Genomic DNA, 20922 nt, shown 5'->3' on the forward strand with positions numbered 1-20922 from the left:
AGCTGCTTCCTCATAATTGGCAGCCAGGCTCCGCTTAGAATGTCTGTTCGCACATTGAGTATTGTGGGTCGCGATCTCACTGCTACTGGATTTCATGCGTCATGTTGGGGGAATCCAGTGCCGTCAGCTCATCAAGTCAAAAGGGAATTTTACTCATGTCAGAACCACGCATTCGTGCCCTCGCGCTCTGTATCTTTCATCATCACGGAAAAATACTGGTTAACCAATTCTATGACTCCGTTGAACAGCGAACCCTTTTTCGCCCTATTGGCGGCGGCATTGAGTTCGGCGAACGAGGTATCGATGCCATCGTCCGTGAAGTGCAAGAAGAACTGGCTCTTTCGATCAGTGATGTTCGATTGATTGGCACTTTGGAAAGCATTTTCACCTACGCAGGCAAGCCAGGACACGAAATAGTCCAGGTCTACGATGCAAGGTTTGATGATGTAGACGTCTATGAGCGATCTTGGTTAGACGGTCATGAAACCAATGGTGATTCGTTCAAAGCCACGTGGTGCCTGGGTTCCAGCTTCACCGCTACGTCTGCGCTAGTTCCTGAAGGGCTTTTCGAATTGCTCAAACAGGCTTCGTTGTTGGACTGAATGACTGTTGGGGGGCGCAAGTGCCCCCACAACAATCCCTGGCGATTAGCCAGGCTTGTGGTTATCCAGTACTCGATTGACCGCTAACTCACCCAACATGATGACCCGTTGCAACACCAGCATCGTTTGGCGTCGTGGGCCGTCCGTCAAGTCGGTGAGGTCGCTGACCATCACGCTGGCGGATGCCAAGGATTCGCACGCCTCAACGAGCAACGTTTCGTCATCCACCGCTGCGTCGATGGTGAAGATCGTCCTGGGCTTGCGGGGCCGTATCTGCGTTTTCGGCGCCCCCGGGTTCAGGTAGTGCTTGAGTGCGCGGTCTGCCGCCTCTTTCAACTTTTCAGGGTCGAGAGAGTCGCCGTAGAGTACCGAATCGATATCCGGGGGGTTGGGGGTAACCTTGAACATATGTCTAATTCCAGAGTTGGGGCCGCAACCGTTCTCTACTAAAAGAAGGGTGGCGGCTGTGCGCAGGTTAGTAGACCGGTGGAATTAGCAATGCCGGCGCGCCCAGGGGCGCCCTGCGCACAACCACCATCAAGTGCAGGAATAGAAATACCTGACTGAATGGTGCTCATGCACCTTACTAACACCATCCGGGCTACTAAACCCGACCACTGATGGGCAGTGGCAGGTAAACGATAGAGGCCGGGGGTAAAGCGCACAAGCCGGCGGATTCTGACGCACGCGTAAGTAAGGACGCAAGGTCTCGTAGCCTCTAGGGCGTAACGTGGAATGTATTTAAACGTGTCTTCGCCGGATGTGTTTACGAAAATTAAACAGGTCGAGTTTTCTTCGCTCATCCTGGGTCGGTATTACTGCAAGCACTGTGCTTTAAGGGCGGAGCCCAACAAACTGCGGACGAAAAAAAACCGGCCACCAAGAGCCGGTTTTTTCATATCCCCCGCCAAAACCACGCGACGTGAGACCAGAATTCGATTGGAGCGGGTGAAGGGAATCGAACTCTTATAGGACAGATCCGACACCAATCTGTGTAGGTGTGTAGGTGTGTAGGTGTGTAGGTGTGTAGGTGTGTAGGTGGCTTATGCAGGCAAGCCATTGATTTACGTGCCTTGCAGGTCTCGCCTATACGAAATTCTCTATGTTCACAGGTGAGCAATATGTGCATCGTCCGTAGGATTCATGTGAGTGATCCATTGCAACTGTCATGACAACGCCGTGGCCGAGAGCTTTTTCCAGCTTCTAAAGCGGGAACGGATCAAGCGGAAAATCTACACCACGCGGGAAGATGCTCGCAGTGATGTGTTTGATTACATCGAGATGTTCTACAACGCAAAACGCCGGCATGGTTTCAACAATCAACTGTCACCGGTAGAGTTTGAAAAGCGTTACGCAATGAGCTTGCAAGGTGTCTAGAGAATCCGGGGCGCACCTGGCTCTTTAACAATCTGCCTCGAGAAGTCACTACTATGGCAGCTCACAGAAGATCGATCTCTTCAGGCTTGAGCCAACCAGCCTCGGTCACTCGTTGTTTAGCTATCTCAGGTTGAGCGGTGTAAACCACAATTGCGAGACTTTCTTCGGCCCGACTGCAAGTGACATACAGCAGGCGACGAGTGCGAGCCAAGGAATCATCTTTGCCCTCACGTTGATTTTTTATGTCGCTGTCAGAAGCTGGCTTGATGCCCAAGAGCTTGTCGTAACTGAAAAGGAAGCCACCTGCTTCTTCGTCATTGAGGATGACCATGACTCTGGGGAACTCCAGCCCCTTCACACCTTGGTGCGTGTCGAAGGGAGATAGCCCCTCGGTATAGCCAGCGAACGCAGCCATTTCCGAGAAGGGACGCCCAAGTAGAACCTGGTACGCATGGGTTTCTAATGCATCACGATCCGATGTCTCGGGAGGGTCATCAGTCGTAGCGCCCAGCCGTAGAGCGGCTACAAGTCGGTCAGGGAGATCTAGAAGGCCTGTTTGATGCAGCACGTGAGCGACGTCTCCTATCAGGGGATCGTTGTCATTGAACAGCTCACAAAGCGATTCACTAGCGTCTCCCGCTTTCTTAAGCAAGGCTAACTGGTCAGGTGCCTCCTTCATGGATTTAGGGTCGAGAAGTGGAGACTGTAGCCGCACAGCTTCCATAAGACTGAAGTCGTTCGTCTTGGCAGCTTGAAGAATTGGGGCCAGTCTTTCGAAAAACAGTTTCAAGATCGGCAGTGTTCCGTCCAGTAGCCCCGTTCGTAGGTGCTCCACCCTAGACAGCGGTGTAAACACACCCTCGAACCCCATTCGACGTCCAGCCATCTTGTGTTCAAGGATGAGGGTCTTCCTTCCATCCTTACCAGCTGCCCACTGAGCATCGCCGGTGATGGCTGCCATGCGCTGGGCTATGTCTTCCTCTAATTCGAAACCTTGACCTGGTGCCTGCTGGGTGCAAAACATTCGAACCGTGCCCTCTATAGCGCCCGGCTTTGGCGTTTGCTGGTGTCTGTCTCCGCCCGCACGTATTACGTTGATAAGATCAACGACTCGTGTGGGGCAGCGACGGTTCACACGTTTTTCGGGCACGGCCCAGTCTCGAGGGATCGCGTCTTCCAAGCGCACCTTCCCATCGGTGTAGATGCGCTGCATGGTATCGCCGAGAAGCCCGAGACAGAACCGGTCAGGGATGAGGGATTGTGCTCGCAGAAAAGCGTCCATGAGTGGCCCGTAGGTATCTTGGCTCTCATCGATCAAAAGTACCGGGTGCAGATCTGCCATAACGTTCAGCAGTGGCGTCTGTTGAATAAACTCAGCCGCCATTTGGATGACTTCACTGTGATTCAGAGCCTGCCTACCTCGGTTTTCACCAGTAGGGCTGTAAGTGAATGTCGTTATCTCACCCAGCGAATCGAGCCGTCGAGCTTTGCTATCTCTCGAGGCTTGGTTTGCTAGAAATGTCTTGTTCTGCCGTTGGGCCTTCCCAAGCCGTTCATCCAGTTCTCCAATGTCTTTGGTCAGCTTTACTCGAAGCCACTCGCGAATGTCGTCATTGAAGCCCTGAATCATCCTCCAAGAGAAAGCGTGGATGGTTGACACAATCACTAGAGGATCGTGTTCAAGACGGCGGGAAATTTCTTCGGACGCCGCATTGGTATAGGTGATGATCGCGATTTGACGTCCTTCAAATGTCAGTCGTTGCCGCTCCCTGTTCTTTAGATTTTTCACGGCCTCGACTAACGAATGGGTTTTTCCAGAGCCAGCACCGGCGTATAGGAAAAAACTCTTCGGATGGTCGAGATTCAGACAGTCCTGAATAACCTGGTCGGCATCAGGAACATCATCCATCGAAACTTCTGGCTGGGTGCTCATGGCGTCACCTCGACAATCGCTGATGGAATGACCAAGAGCTCTTTGCTTTTTCTTTCGAGCTTGGACTGCAGCCACGTCAGGCCTTCATGGATATAGGTCGGGACGGTCAGTTGGGTAAAATTTGAGTCGCCGAGAACGTGCAGGGCAAACTCAGCCTTATCACCATCCTTAAGTTTGGTGAACAGCCCTGTGCCAAGGTCGAGGGATGTCTCGGCTTCGCGTAGCGCCTTCGCAAAGGATCGCGTCAGCCCGCGTCCCGCTTTGCCTGCAAAATGCTCGGTGTTGCTCAGCACGAGGCTATCTTCAAACGTGTTTGGTAATGCTTCGACGTCCATCCCGGTTTTGGGTAGGCGGATGGTAATGGGCGTTTGATAAGCGATCCTGATCGAAAACAGATCGTCAATTTGTTGAGCTTTACTGTCGAAGGGCAGATCCAGTAGTGAATCCACATCATGACCAAGGCCTGCTGCTCGCATCCAATGACGCACTGTTGGGTTGTTAGTGGATTGGCCTTTTTTCCGCTCGACAGGTTTGCCTACCTGAAGGATTCCTGCGTCCAAGTCGGTTATCACCAGAGTGACAATGCCTAATGCATCAATCAGTGGCCGGAGACGATGCGCGTGGCTTCCCCCGATGTCCAGGATGGTGATGTAGCACTGGTCAAGAAAGCGGAAGTGCTGCCTCAAAAAATGAGGAAGCATCATGCGTTCAGCAGCTCCCTCGACCAGAATCACCGCATCCGCAAAAAATAGGTCGGCATGTTGGGCGCGAAGGTAACGGGTAACAAATTCCTTTGTTTGATTTGGCTTGCCGAAGACGGTACTAAGGTTCGACACAGTAGAGACCGGAATTGGTACCCCGGCCATGCCAGAGGGGAGTCTGCGGAAGTACCTTAGGTTTTCGTAGTCAATCTCATGAGCCACATGGCTGGAGTGTGAACTGACTACTAGCTGTGTTCTGAGATTTGAGTACTTTTCTAACAGTGGGTCGCTGCACAGTACATGGTAGGCGTGTTTTATGAATGCTTGCTGAACCTGGACGTGCAGGTGAGCCTCCGGTTCCTCGATGAGAACTAAGTGGATAGGCTCAACACCTGTTGCGCTTTGCTCTTCAGGACTCCTGTACTTCTTCAGCCATTCATCTCGAAACGCCATCAATCGGAATATCATCGAGATGAGATTTTGATATCCCAGTCCGTTGGACGTCTCGGGAAGCCTGAGAGGCGGCGCTCCAGGAGCTCCTCCGACGGAGTCCAGTTCAAACAGCACAGCGGCTTCATGGTTCATCCCGTCCGTAGGGGCGAGGCGAGTGGCTACTCGGATGGACGGATCGGAGTTATTCGGATATCCCAAGCCAGCCACTTCCTGTAGCGCTGGCGCGAAGCTCGTGCTCAAGCGTGTGTCAAAGGCAGTTTGAGCGGCCTCGATTGCTCTGAGTGCCTCCAAATCTGAAACATCTGGGCTATCACCTGGATCAAGGTGTCTGCTGTAGTACGCTCGTAGTTGCTCCGAGAGTTTCCTGCCCGAGCCATGTCCTCCTTCCAAGACGCCCTCGTCAGCGCTATCACCGAAGCCGCGTTGAGCATTGATCTCATGGATTCGAATCAGGTCAGTAAGGGGGTTGCGCTCAAGTGGCGTTGCAGTGGCCGCGAGCGCTTGCTGGTTCGCTTTACGAGTTACCGGATCGGGGGCTTGGAGCTGGCCTGGATCAAGGCGGTACCATCGAATCTTGAAAGTTCTACCAATTCGTCGATTCAGGTAGTCATGCAAGCTCTGCGGCCAGAGCGGAAGCGACGGTGGTTCCGTACCTTGAGCGGCCTGTTTCTGAATTTCTTGCTGAAGCAGCTTCACACGCTCCCGCTCTTTGCGGTAATCAACAAACAGCGTTGTCATTTCATCCGGTTCCAAGCGGAACCGCATGCCTACATGGCCGCCTTTCCACGTGAAGTTAGGAATGAGGTCGCGGATGTGGTGAAGCTCACCCTGAGATGCTTCGAGCCATACATCCAGCGTTGGCAACCAGTCAGCCCAGTCGTTTGCCACGGGGATTGGAAAGCTACTATCTGCACCCTCCCAAGCTTCTCCAATCGAATCGATTGTGGCGAGATGGCTCAGAGTCAGATCCTGCAGTCTGAAAACCGATGCTTTCGACAATAGGAACTTGCGTAAGGCCAACATGGCAGAGGATTTGCCACTGTTGTTGGCTCCAACGAGGAGGGTAGTCTCAGACGCGAGGTCGATTCGTACAGACAGGAGCTTGCGGAAGTTCGCGATTTCCAGATGCTGAATTTGCATGGTCTCTTCCCTGATGACTGCTCAGCGACTACGCGCCAGGCTGATAGATGACGGAACTCTAGCTGAGCCATCTCAGTGCTCCAACCACTATGATGGAGTTTAGCCATCATTGGCGTATTTTTTGATTTGTAAAGCTCGTAGGGTGATGGGAACGCTGATTGTTATCCGCTGGTTTTGTGATGCCTTTTTCTGCACTCTTGACTCCATCGCCGCTTCACTCGCAACGACACAGGAGCTTGTAATGCTAAGGAAGGCTGTAAAATTTCTTCGAAATTCTCTGCTTGAGGACTTAGGTTATCCGGCCTCACTGATCAACCTCGTGCGCGAAGACAGCGGGTTGAACAGACACCTCGTTGAGCATGAAAAGGGTATCGGTGCATTCGAGATCGTTCGTTGGAATGATTTTGGAAACCTACTGAGTGAAGATCATTTTCACCGTCGGCGTCTCAGTGGCTGGACGCGTTGCCCAGGCGCGTATCACAACTATGGCAGCATAAGCATCGTGCGCGAGGATCTGCTGAATCTCGGCACTGTCATTGAGCAGGAGCAATTGAGATGCGAGATCCAGGAGATTGATGGTTTCTCGGGGTCGAAGTCCGAATTGCACAAGTTCAAGAGTACGGACGCCATGGTTGAGCGAAATTCTCAGGAAATGATCAACCCTGTCACGAAGGAGAAGCTCGAAGAAAACCTCCGCTGGGATGAGATCCGCATCATTTCTCGAGAGAAGACCACTGACCATTTCGCTACGTGGGAATGGGATGGGAGGGTTTTCCTCATCAACAGTGGTGGCTCTCATCACTTCGCAGCAGCCAAGTACATAGCGAAGAGCCTTGAGATCAAAGTGCCTTTGTCCGGCAGATACGTAACGTACGGTATCAACCAAGTAGCCGTGGCAAGCCTTCGCCGCGACTTCGAGATTTTTGTGATGTCCTGGAAAACCGACCACCAATTAGGTTTCCACAAGGCCATGCAAAACTTTGAGGCCACCTACTATTGGAAAGCTCTACCACGCCCTTACACCGAGCAATGTGCGATCTTCTTGCCTAAATCTGAGAAGCGCTCGGCGAAGGTCGCTCGAGTATTGCACGAGGCGGGCTTCCAGGATTTGGGCAAGTACCTAAAAGCGCTTGGTAGCCCGCTGGCGGGGAGAGCTTCCTCTAGGCTAGGAGCGTGCTGAGTCTGAATTTGCAGGTATTACACATCACGTTTTCCTACCTGCGGCCAATGTGGGTGCAGATTGATGCAACACTCGATGCCTGCGCAGGATTAACGGATTTTCTGGAGTAAATATGGACTTGGTTGAAGAGGCTCTCAGGGCAGAGCTGCCGAAGCTGGCAGTAGACTTTTTCGTCGTTTTCTCAAGATTCGAATGCGCACTTAAGCGATCTGGTACCTATGCAATTGGCGACGATAATGGAGTGAGCCCTGATTGGGATAAATTTGCCCGAGATCTTGGCCAGGGATTTCTGGTTGATGTCATCGCCCTAGAAATTGCTCCTGTCCTAGTTGCCAATCCTCCCAAAAAACAAGTGAAGCTCGATGATGGGATGCTTGGGTGGAAAGATACAAATGCTGTGGAACGCACGTTGGATTTATTTCTCGCTATCCGCCGAGTGAGGAACAATCTCGTTCATGGCGCTAAGTATCAAGATGGCGGTGCCGGCCATGCCAATTTCGTCGAAGGCTCTGAAAGGGACGATGCACTTCTTAGTCAATCAATGGCTGTGATGACCTTGGCTCTGAAGGTTCGTCCAGATATTCACGATCATTTTCGGCGTTACGGATGATAGGCGATTCGATGTAAGGCCAATATCGAGCAAATTCAGAAGGGTAAGTCTTCGTCCTCAGTTGGCTCAGGGGCATCTTGGGGTTTCGGCATCAGGGCTTGATGAATGCTTTCGAGTCGAACCTGCAGTTCATCGAACGTCACCACCAAAACGTCCTTCAGACCGTTCCGATATTGCTCAAAGGCGCGCTGTTTATTTTCTTCGTTTGGGGTGCGCCCAATAATCACGATGGCTGCAACCGCATGGGCGTGAACGCGCTCTTCGAGGTCATACGCCAAGCCGTAAATCTCTCGCTGCACATGGCTGCGCTGGCTGATGATCTGGGCGACTGAACCGCTAAGCTCGTAGGACGGGGGAAAGGTCTTTCGGTAGGGTTTTCCGAGCAGGTCATGCTGGGGATGCTTGATTTCTATCAGGGCGAGATTCCCAGTGGCCTTCGCTGCCATGAGGAAGTCAGAATATTGGCCGCCTTGACCATGGAAGCTCTTTCCACCTACATAGGGCTGATCTGCGATTTTCTTTACGGGATACCCAAACGCCATGTCTAGCACAAATGGATTTTCGCTGAGGAAGGTCTGCCATTTGGATTCACTGGCATTGTTATCCATCATCTTCCGATAAACCTCGATGAGCTCGCCAAGTGTGACGAGCTCGATTTCTGCCTTGAGGCTGTACAGGGTGCGAGGCTCGGATTTCGCCAAAGATGGGACACTCTGTTGCGCAAGCTTTGTTATTTGTTGCTGATCTTTCGGAGAAAGCTTAGGGGACGCCGAACCAAGTGAAACGAGGTCGGCCAGCATATCCGGCGCTAATTTCCGGGCGCGGGGTGGGTACAACTCTGGTGCCGATTGGTGAAGCAAGCTTGTGTAGCAAACGAGCTTTTTGTCTGCTGCAGTCTCCCGTTGGTGACGTTGGGTCAGACGATCCAAGCTTTTCTTCAACTGCTCAAGCCGATTAATTCCCAGGTAAAACTCGTTGCCTTTGATCTTTGCGTCGTTGTGACCACTTCCGCCGTGAAGGATAAGGGTGTCTACACCTTCCAATCCGCCCAGTGCTTGAAGTATGTACCGGTATTCGTAGTGAAACCCGAGACCGTAGCGCCAATCCTTCGACAGGCCAGCAGGCAGGCCGTTAAGTAGTTCGTCGACAGCGTATTGGTCGGACGGATGAACATAAGGCTGGTAAACGGGCCTAGTGATTATGATTGACGTGATGGTGTCGTATTTGGGCTGAGCGTACTCAGGATGTCCCGACCGAGTGATGATGGGATAAAGAGTTAGGTAATCTGCAGCGATCTTTAGGATTAGGTGCCATCCAGGCGCATCGTCAGGTAAGGCTACGTCGCTGTAATAGACCCGAGAGATCCCATAGACCTCTTCACTTATCGATTCATACTCGCTGTCTGATTCAATGGCCTCAAGCTCCTCCTCGGTCAGAATCATGGCGTCTTCTAAGTCGAAACGAAGAAATGGGCCACCGTCGGTGCGCTGTTGCATGGCGTATTGTGAGGGGCGCAAAGAAGGCATCTGCTGTCATCCGTGATCATCTTTAAGAGGCCTGGGCGAACCAGGTTTGTACGATGCATCACGCCAGTTTATCGATCTGCGTGGGCTGCGGAAAGCGGCGCAGGATTCCTGAGACGATCCATTAGCTGCTGCAATCTCACGATTGAGCCCAAGAAGCTCGAAAGCAACTCATAGTCTTGAGCTATGCACTGAATGAGGCGTCGGAGCACGGGAGGCGCAAGTGTAGTGGCATCCCTTAGGAGGGGCTGATTGAGGGATTGGTGAGCGGAAATGAGTTGTGGCTATGGATTTACGGGGGGGCACTCTTAATCACAAACCTGCGTGGTTTTACGGCTAGGAAAGAGGAAAAAGGGCTTCTTGTTCACAAGTCGGGATCGGTTGTGACTGGGGGCAAATTTGGTGGTGGGGGAATGCTGGAGCCCGCGAGATACGGGGCTTGGAGTGGAGCGGGTAGAGGGAATCGAACCCTCAACTAAAGCTTGGGAAGCTTTCGTTTTGCCACTAAACTATACCCGCTTTAAGCGTGTTTCTTTGTTCACAAAACGGGTAATCCTATAAGAACCCTCGTTATCAGCTTGGGAAGCTGGAGTAATGCCATTATACGACACCCGCTCAGAGCGGCTGACTTTGTACCAGATGTGGGCGCGGATTTGAAGTTTTTCTTTACGGGCGCAGCGGTGACGCGTCTACGCAAACCTCAAACCAGAGCGGTCGTTCGCGGGCAAGCCCCGTGTCTGTTGGGGCAGAGCGGGGCTTGCTCGCGAGGACTCGGTTTCACATAGCCAGGGCATGGTAGTCCTGCACGTAGTTGTAGCGCGGTCGGCTTTCTTGGTGGGGCTGCTTGAGGAAACCCAGCAGGGCATCACGGCTGTCGCGGCAGGCGGCTTTGTGTTCCATGTCCAGGAAATGCCCCGTGGCTTGCAGCGTGCTAAAGGTGCTGTGTTGCACGTGGTCGGCGAAAACCTTGGCATCGCTGGCTGAGGTGTATTCGTCCCATTCGCCGTTCAGGAACAGCACCGGCACGTTGATTTTTTTCGCCGCGTTGACGTAGCACAACCGGTCGCTGTGGAGCACGTCGTTGATGTGGAAATGCATCTGCCCATATTCGTGCTCGGCCAGGCTGCTGACGTGGCGATAGTTGAAGCGCTTGAACAGCGGCGGCAAGTGTTTGCCGATGGTGCTGTTGACCAGGTGTCCCACGCGGTCGCCGTCCAGGCTGCCCAGGTAATCCACGCCGCGTTCCAGGTAGTCGCGCATCGGTGCATTGAGCACTGGGGAGAACGAGCTGATCACCGCTTTTTCGATGCGCCGTGGACGCTGGGCCAAGGCGGTGAGGGTGGCGGCGCCGCCCCAGGAAAAAGACAGCACATTCTCTGCGGCAAAGTGATCGATCAACTCCAGGAGGATCTGGCCTTCGATCTCTTTGGTCAGCATTTTTTCATGGCGGTTGTGGGGCTTGGACTTGCCCGCATAGGGTTGGTCGTACAGCACGACGTTGAATTGCGGGTAGAGGTTTTTGGCGGTCTGTGCAAACGACGCGGTGGTGGCCATCGAGCCGTTGACCAGGATGATGGTCTTTTGCGCGGCGTCTGCGCGATAGAACTCCGTGTAAACCCGATACTGACCCTGTATATCCAGCACAGCGATTTCTGGCCTCATGTCATAAGACTCCTGGCAAGCGGGTATGCGCGCAATGAGATTGCACGAGCAATGTGACAGGTAGGCATACGCCTGAAAGATAAGGCCCATGTCGATCCACGAAAGCCGGTCGACGGGTATTGTTATGGCGGGCAGTTTGCCGGAGTTAAGAAGGAACCCGAGGAGGCTCCGGCCGGCAAAAAGTTTCTTGGAAGTATGTGGTGACTCATCGGTCACATTTCGGCCGACGGTTTGATTCAAGCAGTGGACCGGCCGTCGCGCAAGTGTTGTTTGACAATTGTCCGACACTTCTGCCGAGCGGTCATACGATCAGATCAGCTGGATCTCTTCAGGGCTCAGGGCACGGTATTGGCCTGGCTCAAGCTCGGCGTCCAGCAGCAGCGGTCCCATGCGTTCACGGTGCAGGCGCAACACCTTGTTGTCGAAGTGGCCGAACATGCGTTTGACCTGGTGATAGCGGCCTTCAACGATGCTCAGTCGCGCCGATCTTGGCCCCAGCACTAGCAGTTCCGCAGGCTGGGTGGTGAGGTTTTCGAAAGCGAAGTACAGCCCGCGTGCGAAGGTGACGGCGTATTCGGCGGTGATGAGTTGCTCGGTCTCGACGTAATAGACCTTGGGCAGTTTGGTCTGCGGTTGGGTCAGGCGCCGTGACCAACTGCCGTCATTGGTGATCAGCATCAGCCCGGTGGTGTTGAAGTCCAGCCGCCCGGCGATGTGCAGGTCGTCCTTGTCGGGCTCATCCAGCAGGTCCAGCACGGTGGGATGCTGCGGGTCGCGGGTGGCGCTGACGCAACCGGGCGGTTTGTGCAGCATGAAATACCGGGGTGGACGACCGGCCTGCAGCACCTGTTCATCGACTTCGACCCGGCTGAATTCGCGCACCTGTGCGTGAGGGTCGCTGATGATCTGCCCGTCGATCCGCACCCGGCGTTCCACCAACAACAACCGGACTTGTTGGCGATTGAAACGCGGCAGATTACTGAGGAAGCGGTCAAGGCGCATGGGGCAGGTCAGGCAAGAGAGCGAAGGGCGGGCATCTTACGCGATCGGCTGCGGCTTGGCCCGCAACTGGGTTTCGACCTGGGCGCAACGCGGGCACAGGCAGGATTGATCGCGCAGCTCGGCCGGCAATGCTTCAAGCACGGCCGGGTCGATGCTCACGCCGTAACACCAGCAGGCGCGGTCGGCGGTTCGCGGGTCGGCCAGGGTGCAGTCATTGCTGGCGCCACAGGCCGGGCACAGGTCAGGTTTATTCATAGCTGGAGTGAGGCATCTGTACACAGGTTCGGTTGTTCCCGGTTTGCCGGGCGCGTTGCAGCGCATGATCGGTCCGCGACAGTAGGCTGTGCAAGGTGTCTTCGTCCTGCAGGGTGGTGAGGCCGATGCTGACGGTGACCCGCAGCTCTTTGCCACTGCAGAAATAACGTTGTTGTTCGATCCGTTGACGAATTTTCTCAGCGATCTTCAGACCGTTCTGCCCGTCGGTGTCCTTGAGCAGCACAATAAACGTCTCGCCACTCCAGCGGCACACGATGTCCGAATGCCGCAGGCTGTCGGTCAAGTCGCGAGCGAACCCGGTCAACAACTGGTCGCTGGCGATGTGACCATGGGTGGAGTCCAGTCGCTTGAACTCGTCCAGTTCCAGCAGCAGCGCCGCCAGGGGTTGGGGTTCACGTTGGGCTTCGTGCAGGGCTTGTACCGCCAACAGGTCGAAGCCACGGCGGTTGGGAAGTTCAGTCAGGCTGTCGAGGGTCGCCTGGGCGTCGATGCGGCGTTGGTAGCTGCTGATCAATTGATAAAGGATTGCCAACACCGCCAGCGTCACGAGCAGGCCGATCAGCAGGTTCAGGTACAGCATCCTGAGCGTGTGGTCCCGTACCGAAGTGTTGGCAGCGTGGTAGCCCAACAATGAAATGATCAGAAAGCCTGCACCTAGCAGCCCCGCCACGAGCAGGAGCGGCTTGCGCTGGGAATACAACGGCGAACGGAGCGACATGGCGATTTCCTTGGCGCAGACCCAATGAAATCAGTTTAGTGGCCTTGTAGGAAAAGGTGCTCGGATTTGCAGGTTTGTAAAGGGTGGCGAGGGATTTACCGAAGTGCAGCGGCCGCAAAAGCGTCTGCTTCGCAGCCGAGCGGGAGCAAGCTCCCTCGCCACACAATCACAACTGTTTCAGACTATCTAAATAGGCCCGCCATCCCCCCAAATGGCTGATGTCCTGCGCGCCCGTCAAACCATACGGCTCACAAATGAATCCGCTTTCCCAGCGGCCGTCGGCCAGTTGTACCTTCCCCAGCCCAAGCGGCGCGGGGATGCCGGTCAGGAACGAACCGAGTTCGCTGCTCGGCAATTCCCAAACCTCCACCTCGATGGCCACGCCGTCTTCACTGACCCGCAGCATGCCGGGGCGCAGAGGCGGGCCGCCGGCCAGTGCGTAGAGACGGTAATCGGCTGAGCTGTGGGTGGCCTCGATCAGACGGGCTCCGCGTTGCTGGAGCTGCCAGTTCAGCGCCAAACCGTCCAGATGCGCCCCGCATACCACCAGCCGCGCCCGGTCATGGCGAGCCGGGTTGGCCGGCGCTGGCACGGCTGGCTCTTGCTGGCGTTGCAAGGCATCGGCGACGCTTAACAGGTATTGATCGGTGAAGGCCCGACCGAACAGCGTCACGCCCCAAGGCAAGCCGTTAGCCATGAATGCGCTGGGAACAGCGACGGCTGCGTAATCCAGCAGGTTCATGAAGTTGGTGTAATAACCCAGCTCCGAGTTGCGCAGCACCGGTTCGGCGGCCAGTTCGGCGAGGGTCACCGGGCGACCGATGGTCGGGGTGAGGACGCAATCGAGCGTTTCCATGACGCGATCGCATTGGGCTTTGAGCGCTTGCAAACGGTACTGGGCACGGAAGGTTTGTACGCCATCCACGGTAGGCGCTTTCGCCAATACGGCGCGGATAACTGGCAGTACGGCGTCGGGCTCGCGCTCCATCAATTCCCCGGCAACGCTGTAGCGCTCAGCCACCCAAGGCCCTTCATAAAGGAGCCGGGCGGCTTCCAGAAACGGGGACAGGTCCAGTTCCACCGCTTCGCCGCCCAGGCCCTTGAGGCGCTCGATGGCCGCTTGAAACAGTTGTGGACCTTCATGGCAGCCGAAAAAAGCCAGGTCTTGCCGACGAGGCACGCCGAAGCGAAAGCTGCGTGGCGCGCCGAACGCTGTGCCGTCGTTCCACTGCGGGTTGCGGCGGCTGTACTCATCGCGTGGGTCGAGACGGGCTGTCAGCGCGAGTAACTGGCTGGCTTCCCGGGCTGTAGCGGTGAAGGTCGTGACGCAGTCCAGCGTGCGACAGGCCGGCACCACACCCGCCGTGGAAATCAATCCCTTGGTGGCCTTCAGCCCCAGCAGATTGTTCAGCGCCGCCGGCACCCGACCCGAGCCTGCGGTGTCGGTGCCCAGGGCAAAGCTTGTCACACCCAGGGCCACCGCCAGTGATGAGCCGGCGCTTGAACCGCCGGCCGGATAGTCGGGCAGCACGCTATTGCGACAGGCACCGTAAGGCGAGCGGGTGCCGTTGAGCCCGGTGGCGAACTGGTCGAGATTGGTCTTGCCCAGAGGAATCGCGCCCAAGGCCAGTAGCTGCTCGACAAGGGTGGCCGAACGTTGCGGCACGTAGCTGAACGCCGGGCAGGCGGCCGTGGTGGGAATACCTGCCAGGTCGATGTTGTCCTTGATCGCGAACGGCACGCCATACAGCGGCAGGTTTTCCAGAGCCTGGCCCTCCAGCGCGACGAGGTAAGGTTCCAGCTCCTCGGGCGTCAGCAGGTGGATGAACAGGTGGTAGTCCGGGTTCAGCGCCGCGGCTTTTTCCCGCAGGCTCAACAGTAAATTGCGGGGTGTAAGTTCACCGCTGCGGTAGGCGTCGCGCAGATCGTCCAGGCGTAAAGACGGGGTCATGGCATTAATCCTTTGATTGAGTTCAGTCACGTTCCAGCACCACCACACGTTGTCCGGCGCGCACCGCCGAGCCGGGCTGTACACGAATCTGGCGCACCACTCCGGACACGGGGGCGAGGAGTGGGATCTCCATCTTCATCGACTCCAGAATCACCAGTACGTCACCCGCGCTGACCCGAGTATCCACCTGCACCTGGACCTGCCAGAGATTGCCAGCGATGTGGCTATCGACACTGAGTTGATCTTCGCTCAGCAGTGAATCTTCGCTAGGCGCGGGTGCCGGTTCTTCGCTGTCGAAGTGTGCCTGGCCACTGGCGATCCAACGCTCGCGCTCGGCATTGAAGGCGCCTTGTTGCTGCGCCCGGAACGCGGCGATGCTGTCCGCCTCCTGCGCCAGGAAGCGCTGGTAATCAGCAAGGTTGAGCTGACCGTGTTCGATGTTCAGGTCGAAACGGCCCAGCGGGAAGTCCCGGCGGATGCGCAGCAGTTCATCGGCGCTGACCGGGTAGAAGCGGATCTGGTCGAAGAACCGCAACAGCCAGGGTTTGCCGTCGAATGCGGCGACCTCGCGATAACGATTCCACATCTGCAACGTGCGCCCGACGAACTGATATCCACCTGGGCCTTCCATGCCGTACACACACATGTACGCACCGCCGATGCCCACCGAGTTTTCCGCAGTCCAGGTGCGGGCCGGATTGTATTTGGTGGTCACCAGCCGATGCCGAGGGTCCAGTGGCGTGGCGACCGGCGCGCCGAGGTAGACATCCCCAAGGCCCATCACCAGGTAGCTGGCGTCGAACACCGTGCGTTGCACTGCGTCGAGGTTGGGCAGGTCGTTGATACGGCGGATGAACTCCAGGTTGCTCGGGCACCAGGGCGCGTCCTTGCGCACAGTGGTCATGTATTTTTCGATGGCCAGCTGGCAGGCCGGATCGTCCCAGGACAGCGGCAGATGCACGATGCGTGACGGCACCTGCAGATCCTGCGCGGCGCACACCGCGTCCCATTCACCGCTGAGGATCTGCAGTAGTTCGGCCAGCGGCAGTTGTTCGGGTTGGTAATGCACTTGCAACGAACGAATACCCGGCGTGAGGTCGATTACGCCGGGCAACTGTTTGTGCTCCAGCGCCTGCATCAAGGCATGGGCGCGAAAACGCAGCACCAGATCCAGTTCGGGAGCGCCTATCTCCAGCAGCAGGTGCGTGTCGCCGGCCAATCTCGCCACCAGACGGGTATCGTCCTGACCGATATCCAACACCACAGGCGACCCAAACCCCTGTGGGAGCGAGCCTGCTCGCGATGGGGCCAGATCAGACTCCGCATCCACTTCATCGCGAGCAGGCTCGCTCCCACATTGATTCCATTCCAAGGTCAGAGAGCGGGCGGTCTTCAGGTCCACCGGCACAAACCGCACCCTGTCCCCGGCCTTCAGTTGCCCCAGTTGCCAAAGATCCGCCTCGATCACCGTCACCGGGCAGACGAAACCACCCAGGCTCGGGCCGTCGGGACCGAGGATGACGGGCATGTCGCCGGTGAAGTCCACGGCGCCGATGGCATACGGGTTGTCATGGATGTTGGAGGGGTGCAGTCCGGCCTCGCCGCCGTCGGCGCGTACCCATTCGGGTTTCGGCCCGATCAGGCGCACGCCGGTTCGGCTGGAGTTGAAATGCACTTCCCAGGCCGTGTCGAAGAAGGTATGGATGTAGCGCTCGGTGAAGTATTCCGGCGCGCCATGGGGGCCGTAAATCACGCGGATCTGCCGCACGTCGGGCAGCTCCAGAGTGGGCTCGCTCGTGTGCGCCACGGTCGCGCGCTCATCCAGGGGCGCCAGGTGCAACACGTCGCCGGTACACAAGGCCCGCCCCCCATGGCCGCCGAACTGGCCGAGAGTGAAGGTGCTTTTACTGCCCAGGTAATCCGGCACTTGCACGCCGCCTTGCAGGCACAAGTAACTGCGCGCCCCGGCGCCGGCGATGGTGCCGATCGCCAACGTGGAACCGGCAGGAATCGACAGCGCAGTGTTCATCGGCACAGCTTCGCCATCGAGGGTCAGCGCAATGACCGCGCCGGTCACGGCCACCCTGGCAGCGCAGTTGAAACGCAGCAACGGCCCGCTCATGGTGATTTCCAGCGCCGCGGCGCCTTCTTCGTTGCCCAGCAGGCGATTGCCCAGGCGCAGCGAGCGGCTGTCCATCGGTCCCGATGGCGGAACACCCACCGCCCAATAGCCGAGTCGGCCGGGGTAGTCCTGAATGCTGGTCTGGGTGCCGGGGCTGAGCACTTCAAAAGTGTGGGCGCGATAGACCAGCGCCTCAAGGCAGCGAGTCCAGGGCTGGCCGCTGGCAAAGGGTGCATCGAGGAGAATCTGTTGCAGGTAGTCGCGGTTGGTTTCCACGCCGTACAACAGGCTTTCATTCAGCGCTTGATGCAAGCCCAGGCGTGCCTGCTCACGGGTCGGCGCCCAACGAATGACTTTGGCGATCATCGGGTCGAAGTAGGGTGGAATCTGGCAGCCGGCCTCGACCCAGGTGTCGATGCGCAGTTGTTTGCCGTCGGCTGGCGGCCATTGCACAGCGGTCAGCAGCCCCGGGCTCGGCTGGAAGTCCCGGCCTGGATCCTCGGCATACACGCGCGCCTGAATCGCATGACCCTGGGCTCGCAACCCCTGGCTCAACTCGCTCAGGGGCGGCAGGTCCCCGGCGGCCAGTTGCACCATCCAGCGCACCAGGTCGACGTTCCACACTTGTTCGGTGACGCCGTGCTCCACTTGCAGGCGGGTGTTCACTTCCAGAAAGTAAAAGCGCCCGGCGTCACTGTCGAACACGAACTCCACGGTGCCGGCGCTGCGGTAGTTGACCGCCTGGGCCAGTTGAATCGCTGCTGCGCAGAGCTCCTCGGCCATACCTTCGGGCAGGTTGGGCGCAGGGGTTTCTTCGATGACTTTCTGGTTGCGCCGCTGCACCGAGCAGTCGCGCACGCCCAGTGCGATCACCTGGCCCTGGCCGTCGCCGAATACCTGAACCTCAAGATGTCGAGCCCGCTCGATGTACTTTTCGATGAACACGCCGGCATCGCTGAAGTTATTCTGGCCCAAGCGCTTGACCGCTTCGAATGACTCGCTCAACTCGGCGGCATTGCGACAGACGCGCATGCCGATGCCACCGCCTCCGGCGGTGCTTTTGAGCATCACTGGATAGCCGACCTGGTTGGCGGCCAGTAGCGCGGCGTCGAGGCTGTCGAGCAGTTCGCTGCCTTCGAGCAGTGGCACGCCGTGCCGGCGAGCCAGGTCGCGGGCGGTGTGCTTGAGGCCGAATACACGCAGTTGCTCTGGCGTCGGGCCGATGAAAGCGATGCCGGCGGCCTCGCAGGCCTGCGCGAAGGCGGCGTTTTCCGAGAGAAAGCCGTAGCCGGGATGGATCGCCGTCGCGCCGCTGCTTTTGGCGATTGCCAGCAGCTTGTCCACCGCCAGATACGTACCCGCTGCCGCACCTTCGCCCAGGCAGTGGGCTTCGTCGGCCTGCAGGATATGCAAGCTGGCCGCATCGGCCTGGGAATACACCGCGACGCCTTCGACCTTCAGCTCACGCAGGGTGCGCAGGATCCGGCAGGCGATGGCGCCACGGTTGGCGATGAGGATTTTTTCGAACATGGCATTGCCCCCTCAGGCATGCGTGCTGCCTGAACTGGGATGCGGGCCGTCCCGCAGTTTTCGATGGCCGACGGGGTCGTCCCCGTGAGCGAAACCTCCAAACACCCGACTCCCCTGTGGGAGCGAGCCTGCTCGCGATAGCGGTCTGTCAGTTACATCAGTGTTGGATGTGCTGCTGCCATCGCGAGCAGGCTCGCTCCCACAAGGGTTTGAGGGTGTTCATGAAATCAGTGTTTATTTGATGCACTGCCCCGACCGGCTCTGGCACAACGCAAACAGCCAGCGGCGCAGGCGGGTGAGTTTCAGTTCCATATCAAAAGCTCCGCTGGCGTGGGGTTGTAGGCGTTGCACGGGTTGTTCAGTTGCGGGCAGTTGGAGATCAGGACGATCACGTCCATCTCGGCCCGCAGGTCGACGTATTTGCCGGGCGCCGAAATCCCATCCTCGAACGTCAGGCCGCCGTCGGCGGTGACCGGCACGTTCATGAAGAAGTTGATGTTCGGTCCGATGTCGCCCTTGCCCAGACGACCGTCGTGGGCGCAGGCCCGCAGGTAGTTGTCGCGGCAGCTGTGCATGTAGCGTTTTTCCAGGGCGTAGCGCACGGTGTTGCTTTCCTGGGCGCAGGCGCCACCGAGGGTGTCGTGGCGCCCGCAGGTGTCTTCAACGATGGTCAGCATGGGCTGGCCGAGGTTGGAATACAGCACGCTGCCGGTGCTCAGGTACACGCTGTTCTGCCGGCGCAGGGTGCGCTGCACGTCGTAGCGTTCCTTGGGATTGGCCAGGCTGTAGAACAGCGTATCGATCGCCTGGTTGCCTTCCAGGTCGAGGATGCGCAGGGTCTGGCCGGCCTTGACCTCCACCAGCCAGGGTTCCCCGGCGGGGATGGTGGCGCGGTAGATGGCGGCGTCGGGCTGCTTTTGCAGGGTGGCGATGGCAAGTGACATGGCAACGATCCTCAGGCGAACAGGCGGTCGGTGTTGATGAAGCCGCGCTGGTTTTCCGGGCGCGAGTTGCGGCAGTGCTCGGCCACGCTGGGCTCGGCGTTCATCCAGCTGAGCTTGAGCGGTTGCGGGGCGTATTGCGGGTTCGGGTCCATCGGGTGTTGCAGCGCAGTCAGTACCACCAGGGTGTCCATCGGTGCGTAGAGCTCGATGTAATCGCCGGCCTTGGAATGGCCTTCAACGAAATGAAAGTTGCCGGCCTCGTCGACATCGACCCGGCTGAACAGGTTGAGGGTCATCAGCAGGTCGGACAGGCCCAACCCCCATTTGCCCAGCTCCACCAACAGGTTGTCGGTGCCGTTGCGGAAGAACCCGTTACGCAGTTCCTGATAGCGGCCCTGGCCGTATTTTTCAGCCACTTCCTCGGCGCAGAGCACACCGCCTAGGCTATCGCTCCAGCCGCACGTGTCGGCGGTGATCGCCGCCAGCACCCGGCCCATGTCCGAGTACAGGCAATGGCCGGTGGTGAGTTTGGCGGTGTGTTGGCATTTGAGGCTGTCGGGCAGGTTCAGGCGCTCGGTTTTCTCATTGGCATTGAGCAGCGTCAGGCTCACGTTGGCTCCGCCGCGCAGATCGGTCAGGCGCAGCAGTTGACCGCGCTTGAGCACGAAGGAACGGTGGCCGCCACCAGGCAGCAGTTCTTCGGCGAAGGGAGGAAACAATTGGGTTGAATCGGTCATGGGAAACTCCTTTCAAGCGATACGCAATGCGCCGGCCAGTTCGGCGGGCAGGGCGTCGACGGCGGCACGGGCGGTGCGGCGGTCGCTGTTCAGTGGAATGTCGTAGGTGATGCGCGCGCCATAGGCGCCGGGGGCATGGGGATCGACGCGAACCTTGTCGAACACCAGCAGGCGGGTGCCGAGGCTGAATCCTTCGGACAGGTCATGGGTGACCATGAACACCGTCAAGCGGGTTTCGCGCCACAGCTCCAGCAACAGGGCGTGCATGTCTTTGCGAATGCCGGGATCGAGTGCGCCGAAGGGTTCGTCCAGCAGCAAGACACGGGGTTTCATGATCAGCGCCTGGGCGATGGCCAGCCGCTGTTGCATGCCCCCGGACAACTGCGCCGGGTATTTATCCAGTGCATGGCCGAGGCCGACCTTGTTCAGCAGATGCGCGGCCTCTTCACGGGCCTGGCGTT

15 protein-coding genes, 1 tRNA gene and 2 pseudogenes are annotated in these 20922 nt (G+C 57.5%); 4 read left to right on the top strand and 14 right to left on the bottom strand.

Going from position 1 to position 20922, the window contains the following annotated elements; all coding sequences use genetic code 11:
• Positions 1 to 155 precede the first annotated feature (155 nt).
• Positions 156 to 602 (top strand): NUDIX hydrolase, encoded by a 447-nt coding sequence (locus GSM73_RS05470; RefSeq protein ID WP_160891804.1) that lies wholly within the window; start codon positions 156 to 158, stop codon positions 600 to 602.
• 45 nt (positions 603 to 647) lie between these two features.
• On the opposite strand, the gene GSM73_RS05475 is transcribed toward GSM73_RS05470, so the two are convergent.
• Positions 648 to 1010, bottom strand: a complete 363-nt coding sequence (locus GSM73_RS05475; protein WP_160891806.1) for a DUF6124 family protein — start codon at positions 1008 to 1010, stop codon at positions 648 to 650.
• A gap of 753 nt (positions 1011 to 1763) precedes the next feature.
• Between GSM73_RS05475 and GSM73_RS05480 the strand changes: the two are divergent.
• Positions 1764 to 1979: pseudogene (locus GSM73_RS05480) on the top strand (IS3 family transposase); the annotation flags it as partial.
• Positions 1980 to 2040: 61 nt separating this feature from the next.
• Here the strand turns inward: GSM73_RS05480 and GSM73_RS05485 are convergent.
• Positions 2041 to 3912 (bottom strand): UvrD-helicase domain-containing protein, encoded by a 1872-nt coding sequence (locus GSM73_RS05485; protein ID WP_160891808.1) that lies wholly within the window; start codon positions 3910 to 3912, stop codon positions 2041 to 2043.
• Positions 3909 to 6206 (bottom strand): AAA family ATPase, encoded by a 2298-nt coding sequence (locus GSM73_RS05490; protein ID WP_160891810.1) that lies wholly within the window; start codon positions 6204 to 6206, stop codon positions 3909 to 3911. Before GSM73_RS05490 ends, GSM73_RS05485 begins: the two co-directional genes overlap by 4 nt.
• A 145-nt stretch (positions 6207 to 6351) precedes the next feature.
• Here GSM73_RS05490 and GSM73_RS05495 point away from each other — a divergent pair, with 145 nt between their 5' ends.
• Both GSM73_RS05495 and GSM73_RS05500 read left to right on the top strand, forming a co-directional pair.
• Complete coding sequence (locus tag GSM73_RS05495) at positions 6352 to 7386, top strand: DUF6685 family protein (RefSeq protein ID WP_256676720.1); 1035 nt, start codon at positions 6352 to 6354, stop codon at positions 7384 to 7386.
• 112 nt (positions 7387 to 7498) lie between these two features.
• Positions 7499 to 7996, top strand: coding sequence for a hypothetical protein (locus GSM73_RS05500; protein WP_160891812.1), 498 nt, complete (start codon positions 7499 to 7501; stop codon positions 7994 to 7996).
• 35 nt (positions 7997 to 8031) lie between these two features.
• On the opposite strand, the gene GSM73_RS05505 is transcribed toward GSM73_RS05500, so the two are convergent.
• From GSM73_RS05505 to GSM73_RS26920, 11 genes and pseudogenes are all read right to left on the bottom strand, one after another.
• Positions 8032 to 9522 carry a Shedu immune nuclease family protein gene (locus tag GSM73_RS05505; RefSeq protein WP_160891814.1) on the bottom strand — a complete coding sequence of 497 codons (1491 nt, stop codon included), beginning with the start codon at positions 9520 to 9522 and terminating at the stop codon, positions 8032 to 8034.
• Between the two features lie 442 nt (positions 9523 to 9964).
• Positions 9965 to 10038, bottom strand: a tRNA-Gly gene (locus GSM73_RS05510).
• Between the two features lie 258 nt (positions 10039 to 10296).
• Positions 10297 to 11181: an alpha/beta fold hydrolase gene (locus GSM73_RS05515; protein ID WP_160891816.1), complete on the bottom strand. Its 885-nt coding sequence runs from the start codon at positions 11179 to 11181 to the stop codon at positions 10297 to 10299.
• Positions 11182 to 11490: 309 nt separating this feature from the next.
• Positions 11491 to 12183 carry a pseudouridine synthase gene (locus GSM73_RS05520; protein ID WP_160891818.1) on the bottom strand — a complete coding sequence of 231 codons (693 nt, stop codon included), beginning with the start codon at positions 12181 to 12183 and terminating at the stop codon, positions 11491 to 11493.
• 36 nt (positions 12184 to 12219) lie between these two features.
• Entirely contained in the window at positions 12220 to 12438 is a 219-nt protein-coding gene (locus GSM73_RS05525) for a cysteine-rich CWC family protein (RefSeq protein ID WP_047227993.1), read from the bottom strand.
• Positions 12431 to 13036 (bottom strand): annotated as a pseudogene (locus GSM73_RS05530) (GGDEF domain-containing protein); the annotation flags it as partial. The pseudogene GSM73_RS05530 and the gene GSM73_RS05525, both read right to left, overlap by 8 nt.
• 307 nt (positions 13037 to 13343) lie before the next feature.
• A complete protein-coding gene (gene atzF, locus GSM73_RS05535; protein WP_160891820.1) occupies positions 13344 to 15128 on the bottom strand; it encodes an allophanate hydrolase in 1785 nt (594 codons plus the stop codon).
• A 22-nt stretch (positions 15129 to 15150) separates the two neighbouring features.
• Entirely contained in the window at positions 15151 to 18780 is a 3630-nt protein-coding gene (uca, locus tag GSM73_RS05540; RefSeq protein WP_160891822.1) for an urea carboxylase, read from the bottom strand.
• Positions 18781 to 19082: 302 nt separating this feature from the next.
• A complete protein-coding gene (locus tag GSM73_RS05545; protein WP_139050922.1) occupies positions 19083 to 19724 on the bottom strand; it encodes an urea amidolyase associated protein UAAP2 in 642 nt (213 codons plus the stop codon).
• An 11-nt stretch (positions 19725 to 19735) separates the two neighbouring features.
• Complete coding sequence (locus tag GSM73_RS05550; protein WP_107322079.1) at positions 19736 to 20461, bottom strand: urea amidolyase associated protein UAAP1; 726 nt, start codon at positions 20459 to 20461, stop codon at positions 19736 to 19738.
• 12 nt (positions 20462 to 20473) lie between these two features.
• On the bottom strand, positions 20474 to 20922 hold a 449-nt coding region (locus GSM73_RS26920), incomplete at its 5' end, for an ATP-binding cassette domain-containing protein (RefSeq protein ID WP_256676722.1).

The organism is Pseudomonas sp. PICF6, from assembly GCF_009831705.1.
Classification (GTDB): domain Bacteria; phylum Pseudomonadota; class Gammaproteobacteria; order Pseudomonadales; family Pseudomonadaceae; genus Aquipseudomonas; species Aquipseudomonas rhizophila.